At 54.6% G+C, this 8794-nt stretch carries 7 protein-coding genes; 4 read left to right on the top strand and 3 right to left on the bottom strand.

Features of this window, described 5'->3' with window-relative positions; translation table 11 throughout:
* Window positions 1-77: 77 nt before the first annotated feature.
* Window positions 78-1415, bottom strand: coding sequence for a TolC family outer membrane protein (locus tag NWV12_RS10705; RefSeq protein ID WP_048981071.1), 1338 nt, complete (start codon window positions 1413-1415; stop codon window positions 78-80).
* Window positions 1416-2153: 738 nt separating this feature from the next.
* Between NWV12_RS10705 and NWV12_RS10700 the strand changes: the two genes are divergently transcribed.
* Together NWV12_RS10700 and NWV12_RS10695 are read left to right on the top strand one after the other, a co-directional pair.
* Window positions 2154-2897 carry a DeoR/GlpR family DNA-binding transcription regulator gene (locus NWV12_RS10700; RefSeq protein ID WP_048981073.1) on the top strand — a complete coding sequence of 248 codons (744 nt, stop codon included), beginning with the start codon at window positions 2154-2156 and terminating at the stop codon, window positions 2895-2897.
* A 13-nt stretch (window positions 2898-2910) separates the two neighbouring features.
* The gene (locus tag NWV12_RS10695; protein ID WP_048981074.1) at window positions 2911-3978 is read left to right on the top strand and encodes an oxidoreductase; all 1068 of its coding nucleotides are present in this window, start codon (window positions 2911-2913) and stop codon (window positions 3976-3978) included.
* A gap of 44 nt (window positions 3979-4022) precedes the next feature.
* Here NWV12_RS10695 and cybB read toward each other — a convergent pair whose 3' ends face one another.
* Window positions 4023-4553 carry a cytochrome b561 gene (gene cybB / locus NWV12_RS10690; protein ID WP_047061828.1) on the bottom strand — a complete coding sequence of 177 codons (531 nt, stop codon included), beginning with the start codon at window positions 4551-4553 and terminating at the stop codon, window positions 4023-4025.
* Between the two features lie 189 nt (window positions 4554-4742).
* Between cybB and gap the strand changes: the two genes are divergently transcribed.
* On the top strand, window positions 4743-5744 hold the full coding sequence (gene gap / locus NWV12_RS10685) for a type I glyceraldehyde-3-phosphate dehydrogenase (protein ID WP_029740556.1): 1002 nt from the start codon (window positions 4743-4745) through the stop codon (window positions 5742-5744).
* 409 nt (window positions 5745-6153) lie between these two features.
* Here the strand turns inward: gap and NWV12_RS10680 are convergent, their stop codons facing one another.
* Window positions 6154-6954, bottom strand: coding sequence for a YdcF family protein (locus tag NWV12_RS10680; protein WP_048981075.1), 801 nt, complete (start codon window positions 6952-6954; stop codon window positions 6154-6156).
* 389 nt (window positions 6955-7343) lie between these two features.
* On the opposite strand from NWV12_RS10680, the gene NWV12_RS10675 reads away from it, so the two are divergent.
* On the top strand, window positions 7344-8663 hold the full coding sequence (locus NWV12_RS10675) for an MFS transporter (protein WP_048981126.1): 1320 nt from the start codon (window positions 7344-7346) through the stop codon (window positions 8661-8663).
* Window positions 8664-8794: the final 131 nt, after the last annotated feature.

Genomic DNA, 8794 nt, shown 5'->3' with positions numbered 1-8794 from the left:
CAGACGGATGTAGCTATCCCTGGGAAAAAACACCCATTATTTTCAGTCTTACTTTGCGCAACACTGCGCGTCTTTTATTAACTCAAGTCAGGTAATTTTGCGGCAGCGTTTTTCTCTATTCCAATAAGCGGCATTAAATTATCAACCGCGGAAGCATAATTAATTGCCGAACTCCAGCCGTCATACTCGGCGATTATTTTCGCTGAGGTGGCCTGCCAGACATCCTGCTCAACGCTGAGCAGATCGTTAATGCTCCGCTTGCTCAGGGTGTATTCATTTTTATAAACATCCCGGGCGCGAAGCGCATTTTCCAGCTGCTGCTTCCCCGCCTCCATTCTTCCCCGCGCGCCGGTCCAGTCAGCCTGCGCGACGGAGGCTTTTTGCAGAACATCGAAACGCGTCTGATCGACCTGAGAGGAGGCCATGGCCCGTGCGCCTTCCGCCTGCCGAACGCGCGCGGAAACCGCGCCCCCCTGATACAGCGGCGCGTCGATATTGAGCTGTATCTGGTCGTCCCAGTAGGAACGGTTGTCCGATTCATAACGGGTGCGCCCCCCCTTCAGGCTTAACGTCGGCCAGTGCTGGGACTTCGCCGTTTCCACGCCATACTGAGCCGAACGTTCCATGTTCTGCGCGGCCATCACCGCCGGTATCAGGGAATAATCGATGCGGTTGAGCGAGTCCGGCTCCACGGCAAGATTCGCGGGCACCGGCGAATAGGCCTCTGCCTGCATGCCGGTTAATACCGCAAGCCTGGCGCACGCGCTGTTTAAGGCGGCGCGATACTGCGCGACCGTCGCCTGCATGCCGGCAATGCGCGTGCGGGTCTGAAGCTCATCGGAGGTCGAACTCACGCCCGCGTCTGCGCGAAGCTTTGCCAGCTGCTCGACGTTCTTGAGCGCCTGCACGTTATCTATTGCCGCCTGCAGCAGATCGGAATAGCGTTTGACCTCGACGTAGCTCAGCGCCGTTTTTTCCGCCACGTCAGAAAGCGTGCCCATCAGCTGATAGCGGTAGCTATCGCGCTGGGCGGAGGACTGGCTGATGCTGTTATTGGTCTTGCCAAAATCGTACAGCAACTGCGTCAGGCTCAGCCCCCAGGCGGCTGAATTCTTCAGCGACCCGCTGGAATCGGTGGTCTGGCTGTGTCCCGTACTTCCGTTCAACGATATTTGCGGCATCCAGCCGCTGCGCGCTTCATCTATTTGTGCCTGGCCAATACCTAATTGCGCGGCCTGCTGGCTAATTGACGGATCGCGATCGATTGCAAAAAGAATACTTTCTTTTAAGGTTGTGGTTGCCACCGGGGCAATACCCACCTGATTACTATTGGCGAAAGCCGTATTTATGGCTAATGAAATGAATGCCAGTGCTGCTGTAAATCGGCGTAACATAGGCTTTCGTAATATCGTCATGTTATCTCCCTGACTCTGAGTGATACTCAAGCAAATACCCAAAAAGAGGTACAGATAATTAGACAAATATCTTATTTAGCTACCTTGCTGAATTTCAGGTAATACTCCCCATACCCATTTCCATCGGAGATGAGATCTGCCCGCATCTTATTTCAATTAAGAATTTACTTATTTCTTAAACTGGTTAGCAGCATAACAAAATGTGTTATACCCCACTACAGCCACAATGTTAATGTGGTGTTACAAGCAAGAAAAAATATGGGGTTTCTGGACAAAACTCTAAAAGTATCCTTTCAGATGAAACATATAAACTCTCTGTTATCTAAGGAAAATTCTTAATTCCCTCCGTGCACATTTTTGCGTTAATTTCAGAGCGAGTCAGACACAAAGATTTTCAAAGAAGTGTCAGTTTACGTAGCCAAAGGGATATATTTAAAATTAAAAACTCTTAAAAAACTAATTAAAGCAATTAAACCCTGAATAATTTCTATTAAACAGCATTTAACACCACACAATGGCGTTACGTTGGTTACATAACCCAAATCGTTAAATAAAACATAACAATAACATTGTGATTAACATTCAAAACGGCTTCCTTATACCCGCTTAATAAAATTTTAATAATCACCTATCTGAATTATCACGCCGCCGCACATCGTCCTGAGGACATTCCCCTTCTCTCTGCGTCAAAATGCTGTATTATGCAAACTATTGCGACATTTTGCAGGAATGTACCCCATGCACAAAACCGCTCGTCAACGCTACGTCCTGGATATCCTCAGCGAGCAAGGTCAGGCCAGCATCACCGACCTGGCTGAAAAGCTGCAGGTTTCGGCGGATACCATCCGTCGGGATCTGACCGACCTGGAAAACCAGGGCCTTGCGCAGAAGAACCACGGCGGCGCCATCGCGCTCAACCTCTCCGCCATGAACCGTCAGGGCCGCAATACGCTGCTGCCGGAGACCAAACAGCGCCTGGGTAAACAGGTCGCACAGCAGGTTCCACCGGGCTCCACCCTGTTTCTGGATGCCGGAAGCACGGTGATGGCCGTCGCCACCTTTCTTCAGGGGCCGCTCACCGTTATTACCCCCTCGCTGGATATCGCCCAGCATTTTAGCGACCGGGAAGACGTTGAGCTGATCCTGCTCGGCGGGAAATGGGACCACAAGCAGCGACTGTTTGCCGGCAGCGCCACGCTGTCTTTGCTGTCCCGTTATCGGGCAGATATCGCCATTCTTGGGGCGTGCGCCATTCATGCCGAACTCGGTTTGAGCGCCGGTAAAGAAGCGGATGCCGAGGTGAAACGCGCGATGCTGGACGCAAGCCATGCGCACTGGATTGTCGCCGACCATCTGAAAATTAACCGCTGCGAGCCGTATCTGGTGTCCGGGTTATCCCGCATTCAACAACTCTTTTTAGATCGTCCCTGGCCTGAGCTTGGGGACCATAGCGCACTGCAGGTTACGGTGTGCGCGAATTAACGTGGAGAAGGTCATGAGTAAAGTTCAAACAATCAACATTGCGCTGATCGGGTATGGATTTGTCGGTAAAACCTTCCATGCCCCGCTGATCCAGTCGGTGGACGGGATTAAGCTGGCCGTGGTCTCTTCTCGTGATGAAGAGAAGGTTAAACGCGATCTGCCGGACGTACAGGTAGTGGCGACACCGGAAGAAGCTATTCAGCATCCTGATATCGATCTGGTGGTGATTGCCTCCCCCAACGCCACGCACGCCCCGCTGGCGACGCTGGCCCTGAACTCGGGTAAACACGTGGTCGTCGATAAGCCTTTTACCCTCGACATGCAGGAAGCCCGCGACCTGATTGCGCTGGCGGATGAAAAGCAGCTGCTGCTCTCCGTCTTCCACAACCGCCGCTGGGACAGCGATTTCCTCGGCATTAAGCAGATTATCGAGCAAGGCACGCTCGGCAAGGTTAAACACCTGGAATCGCACATCGACCGCTTCCGCCCGGAAGTGCGCGTGCGCTGGCGCGAGCAGAACGTCCCCGGGAGTGGTCTGTGGTTTGATCTGGGCCCTCACCTGATTGACCAGACGCTACAGCTCTTTGGACTGCCGAAGTCGGTTCAGGGGAATATCGCGACGCTGCGCGACGGCGCAGAAATTAACGACTGGGCGCACGTGGTCTTAAACTACCCGGAGCATAAGGTCATTCTGCACGCCAGCATGCTGGTTGCTGGCGGTACGGCGCGCTTTACCGTCCACGGGGACAAGGGCAGCGTGGTGAAAGCCAGAATCGACCAGCAGGAAGCGCAGCTGCTCGCAGGGGTGATCCCCGGCAGTGAAACCTGGGGCGAAGACGACGACAGCATGGTGTTCTTTGGGGCCGACGGCGCACCGCAGACGATCCCTACCCCGAAAGGCGATCAGCGCCAGTATTACGTCAACGTACGTGATGCGCTGCTCGGGAAAATCACCAACCCTGTCCACCCTGTTGAGGCTCTGGCGGTCATGGCCGTGCTGGAAGCGGCGGTGAAGTCGTCGGAGACGGGATCAACGCAGGCGCTGGCGTTAACTGCCGAAGAGCGTGCGCTGCTGGGTTAAAAAACAAGCCGGGTGGCGCTGCGCCACCCGGCAAGCGTTAAAGACTACGAACGCTTTTTCGGCATCATGCGCAGAAGAGTATTATCTTTCCAGAAATAGTGATGCATCAGCGCCGCCGCCGCGTGCAGGCCAATCACAAAATAGCCCAGGTTCGCCAGCGTCTCGTGCCACTCTTTCAACATATCAACCAGGTCGAAATTGGACTCCGCCGCATGCGGCATCGCCAGGCCAAACGCAAACCAGTCGCTGCCACGGTTATACATCATCACAATGCCAATCAGCGGCAGCGCAATAAACAGCAGATACACCACCAGGTGCCCCAGATGGGACATCCCCGTCACCATCGCTTTTGGCTTTGGCTGAATCGGCGGCGCGCGGAATTTCAGGCGAACCAGCAGACGCGTCACCATCAGCACCAGGATACTGATACCGCACGAGACGTGGATCATATTGATTACTGGACGCGCGGTGCGCGGGAAGAAACCTTTGAACTCCATGGCGCAGTAGGCGACGATGATTAACAGAAACACCAGCCAGTGGATGCCGATTTGCAGGCTTGTATATTTAGTGCGCATGTGATTTCCCGATTAAAAACAGTTACCGCGCCAACATAATCTCCTTTCCTTAAAAATTCATTAACTTTTCTGTATGGTTTTTCAAATACTTCCTCCCGCATGAAGCATCTTCAATTGCCGCCCTGCCCGTGATGGTCTAAGCCTGGATGAGTTCAAACTGTCGCATCGACACGTTTACAGGAGAACACCATGAGTAAAATTGGCATTAACGGCTTTGGACGCATTGGGCGCCTTGTACTGCGTCGCCTTCTTGAAACCCAGGACAGCAATACCGTCGTCGCCATCAACGACCTCACCTCACCGAAAGTGCTGGCCTACCTGCTCAGGCATGATTCCAACTACGGTGGCTTCCCGTGGAGCGTCGATTTCACCGAGGATGCGCTGATTGTCGACGGTAAAACCATTGCGGTGTACGCCGAAAAAGAGGCGAAGCACATTCCGTGGAAAGCCGCAGGCGTGGATATCGTCGTGGAGTGCACCGGCTTTTATACCTCTGAAGAGAAATCACGGGCGCACCTGGACGCCGGCGCGAAGAAAGTGCTGATCTCTGCGCCTGCGGGCGAGATGAAAACCATCGTCTACAGCGTGAATGACGACACCATTGACGCCAGTGACACCATTATTTCCGTCGCATCCTGCACCACCAACTGCCTCGCCCCGCTGGCGAAAGCCCTGAACGATGCGTTTGAAATAAAAGTGGGCACCATGACCACCATCCATGCCTATACCGGTACGCAGGCGCTGGTGGATGGCCCGCGCGGGAAAGACCTTCGCGCCTCGCGGGCGGCGGCAGAGAATATCATTCCCCACACCACCGGTGCGGCAAAGGCCATCGGTCTGGTGATCCCTGCGCTCAGCGGCAAGCTGAAGGGCCACGCGCAGCGCGTGCCGGTAAAGACGGGTTCAGTAACCGAGCTGGTGGCGATTCTGGGCAAGAAAGTGACCGTTGAGGAGATCAACGCCGCGCTGAAAAAGGCGACGCAGGGCAATAAATCGTTCGGGTATACCGACGAAGAGATTGTGTCGTCCGATGTGATTGGCTCGCATTATGGTTCGGTGTTTGACGCCACGCAGACGGAGGTGTCAGAAGCGGGAGAGCTGCAGCTGGTGAAAGCGGTAGCCTGGTATGACAACGAGTACGGTTTCGTGACGCAGCTGGTGCGGACGCTGGATAAGTTTGCGGCGCTGTAATTCTATGCCTTTATTCAGGGCTAATATGAGCAGTGAAGCATCCCCTCTCCCTGTGGGAGAGGGTTAGGGTGAGGGGAACATACAGGTGTGGTGGTCATTCCGTTCACTTTATGTTCCTTGCTACTCTTTAACGACATAACCGGTGAACGTGCCAGGGTGGCTCAATCGCCACCACCCTGGCAACCCGGGCTCCCGGCGGTAAATCGCCGCTTCGCGGTCCCCTCAGCTTATTCCTTCAGCCTATCGGGTCGGGCATGAGCCTGCATCCCTTCAGGCCACGCCCTCTCGGCGCATCCCTGCGCCTCGCCCCGGCCTTACGGAAACGCTTCGGCGATATACAGCCGGACCAGGACATTGCTGTAAGCCAAAGGTTATTCTGAAGCGGTTGTTATCGCTTCTGATTACACCCTTAAATCGTGCGCCTGGACAACGCATCCGCGAGAACCGGATCCTGCTGCAGCTGTTTCCATGCGGCAATCACAGCACCAGGGAATTCAACGTGCGCGATAAAATCCCGCCCGGCCGGACCATAGCCGTTAACGTCATCGTACAAACGCGGCAGTTCCCCCAGGACCAGTGACAGGTAGCGCTCAACGGGCCACAGTCCGCTATTGCCCGCGCTAAACTCCGCGCCCTCTTTGCCATTCTGCAGCGTTGGCGTAAACCCGGGATGGCTTATCCACTGCGGTGACACGGGCTCATCCCGACACACGCGGGCAAACGTTGCCATCGTACGGCGCTGCATCGTCGGGTCCTGCACCACCAGCACCCGCCCGGTTGCGCGCTGATGCTGTTTCAGCATGTTCCAGCTAAAGAGCGCGTTCTCACCGCAGTTGGTGGATTGATCCTCAATCCACAGGCGCGTCTCGGGGATCTGCCAGAACTCCCGCGCAATGTCGGCAAGAATGCTCGCTTCCGCCCGCCCTTCGACGGGCAAGGTGTGATAACGCGGATGACTGCCGATAGCTGAATATAAAAACGCGGTTGAATGACCAATACCGCCGCTAATCAGGAGCGGGATGTCTCTCTGCGCGGCAATACGGCAGGCCGCCTCAATGGTCGGGATCACCGCGTTTCCTGCCAGGATCACCGCATCGACGTCCGGGGGCTGGCGGCTGTCGCTCAGGTCGTCCTGCGCCAGCCATTCACCGACAGTATTGATGGCCGCCAGCGTGGCATCCGGCAGGATGGGAAAATGGGGCTGAACCATGGTGAACTCCTCATTTATGTCTCTTCAGGGTAGCGGCTTCTTACCGATAACGCAGAGGCGGGCTCTGAAACCAGACGTTGTTTTACCGCCCAAATTGTCATTTTTCTGAAATAACCAGAAACATCCAAAAACAATCGGGTTGCACCTGCATATTATGCTTTTGGTTTTCCATCATACAAAACATCCCGTTGCACATGCCCTCTGCAAAAGCACCCAACGCTGCTTATTTCACCGTGATCTGACCAGTTTCATCCCCCGTTAGCTTGCCAAATACAACATCCAACCCTAAGTTGCTTAACAATTTCACAACCTTTTTCATCATCACAGGTTGCACCTGAAGCGCGCCAGGTGACACCTCATACACCATCAACGTGGCGGGGTTTCAGGTCATGACAGAACATGAAAGTACGACGACGGTATTACGAAAAAATAAGAAGGTATTAATCGCCAGCCTTACCGGGAGCGCCATTGAATGGTTTGACTATTTTCTCTACGGCACGGCGGCCGCGCTGGTCTTCAATAAGATCTTTTTCCCGATGGTCGACCCGGTGATCGGGCTCATTCTCTCTTATCTCTCTTTCTCATTAACCTTTTTCATTCGCCCCATTGGCGGGGTACTTTTCGCCCATATCGGTGACCGCATCGGACGTAAAAAAACCCTCGTTCTTACCCTCTCTCTGATGGGAGGTGCAACCGTCATGATCGGTCTGCTACCCACGTATGAAATGATTGGCCTGTGGGCGCCCGCTCTGCTGATCCTGATGCGTATCATTCAGGGGATGGGCATAGGCGGTGAATGGGGCGGCGCGCTGCTGCTGGCCTACGAATACGCGCCCGAAAAACGTAAAGGCTTCTTCGGCAGTATTCCGCAGGCGGGCGTAACCATCGGCATGCTGATGGCGACCTTCATCGTCTCGCTGATGACCCTGTTCAGCGAGGAAGATTTCCTCTCCTGGGGCTGGCGCATCCCGTTCCTGCTGAGTTCGGTTCTGGTGTTGCTCGGCCTGTGGATCCGTAAGGACATCGACGAGACGCCTGATTTCAGGAAGGTAAAACAATCGGGCCAGGTGGCGAAAGCGCCTCTGCGCGATACTCTGAAACACCACTGGCGCGAAGTGCTGATTGCCGCCGGTCTGAAGGTGGTTGAAACCGCGCCGTTCTACATCTTCTCGACGTTTGTCGTGAGCTATGCCACCACGACGCTGACGTATCAAAAGTCTCAGGCGCTGGAAGCCGTGACGCTGGGAGCCCTGGTGGCCACGGTGATGATCCCATTAATGGGGCTACTCTCGGATAAAATTGGCCGTCAACGCATGTATGCCGCGAGCGTCTTCATCCTGGGGTTGTTTATCGTGCCGTGGTTTATGCTGCTCAATACCGGTACAACCTGGGGCATTGTGCTCGCGACGGTCATCGCCTTTGGCGTGCTGTGGGCACCGGTAACAGCGGTACTCGGCACGCTGTGCTCTGAAATTTTTAGTGCAAACGTACGCTACACCGGCATTACGCTCGGTTATCAGCTGGGTGCCGCGCTGGCAGGCGGTACCGCGCCGCTGATTGCCACCGGACTGCTGGCGAAATATGACGGCGACTGGGTTCCAGTGGCCTGGTATCTTGCCGTCACGGTAGCCATTTCCCTAATCGCGATTTTCTGCGCCAGCCGCGTTAAGCGAACATCCCCTCTGCAGGCACAGCCCGAACAGCTCTGATCGTTGTCGGCCCGACTTTCGGGCCGCTCTTTTTCCTTAAACTTCCCTTCTACATTTGATTAACATGCGTAAATCATATTCACTTGAATTATCATTTGCGGCAGACGTAGAATCGCTAGCCCGCTAATTAT

It is taken from the genome of Enterobacter sp. Crenshaw (assembly GCF_024734705.1).
Taxonomy (GTDB): Bacteria; Pseudomonadota; Gammaproteobacteria; order Enterobacterales; family Enterobacteriaceae; genus Enterobacter; species Enterobacter asburiae_B.
The sequence above is the reverse complement of the archived record's forward strand: the minus strand, read 5'-3'. Positions and strand labels throughout refer to the sequence as shown.